1 protein-coding gene and 1 pseudogene are annotated in these 1,025 nt (G+C 77.0%); both read left to right on the top strand.

What is annotated here, in order from left to right; genetic code table 11:
- A pseudogene (locus ACWEQL_RS42530) lies at positions 1 to 95 on the top strand (PCRF domain-containing protein); the annotation flags it as partial.
- A 155-nt stretch (positions 96 to 250) separates the two neighbouring features.
- Positions 251 to 1,025, top strand: a 775-nt coding sequence (locus ACWEQL_RS42525) for a hypothetical protein (RefSeq protein WP_452157005.1), incomplete at its 3' end; no start/stop codon positions are given.

The raw sequence follows: 1,025 nt of genomic DNA, 5'->3' as shown, positions 1-1,025 counted from the left end.
GTACCCTCCTGTCCGGCGAGTACGACGCCCGCGAGGCCCTGATCAACATCCGCGCCGAGGCCGGTGGCGTGGACGCCGCCGACTTCGCCGAGCAGAGGAGACCGGCAGACTGCTCGGCGTACGGGCCAACTGGCTCTGGGAGTCCGGCCGTTACGAGGAGGCGCAGCACGCCGCGGAGGGCGGGCTGCAGGCGGCCGAGGACCACGGCACCGCCGAGGACGTGGCGGCCGCCAACGAGACGCTGGCCATCGTGCACCACTTCCGCGGCACCTGGCGGGAGGGGCTGCGCCGCGAGATCGAGCGGTACGGCGTCGCCGCGGGCGAGGACACCGCGCTCGCCCGGATCTTCGACATCCACTGCTGCCTGGGCCAGTACCACCTGTACGGCGACGGGCTGAGCGACAGCGTCGAGGAGTACGCCCGGCACACCCTGGACCTGGCGATCGCCCGCGGCGCCCGTCGCGCCGAGGCCTTCGCCTGGTGCCTGCTCGGCGAGTCGCTGCTGCTGCGCGGACTGTGGGACGAGGCCCCCGGCTGCCTGGAACGCAGCGCCCACCTGCACGAGGAGCTCGCCGGCCGCTCCAGCGCGCTGCCCTGGCAGCGGCTCGCCGAGTACGCGGCCGGCCGCGGCGACAGCGTGGCCGCCGCGGACTGCCTGCGCCGGGGCATGGCCGCCGCCGAGGTCTCGCCGCTCGCCCAGCACGCCTTCGGGCGGCTCTACGCCACGGCGGCCTACGACGCGGTGGAGCGCGGCGAGCCCGGCGAGGCCGTCCGCGCCGCCCGGGCCGCCTCGGCCTCCGCCGCCCGGCACGGCGAGTGCCCCAGCTGTACGGCGCTGCTGTACCCGGTGGCCGCGGAGGCCTGCGCGGCGCTCGGCGACGTCGACGGCGCGGCCGAGCACGCGCGGGCGGCGCGGACGGTGGCCGGACTCTTCGACAGCTCGGCGTGGCGGGCGATGGCGCGGGTGCGCAGCTCGCGGCGTTCTCCGTCGGCCGCGGACTCGTCGTGCATGGCCGGGTTCGGCG

The organism is Kitasatospora sp. NPDC004240, assembly GCF_053603215.1.
The sequence above is the reverse complement of the archived record's forward strand: the minus strand, read 5'-3'. Positions and strand labels throughout refer to the sequence as shown.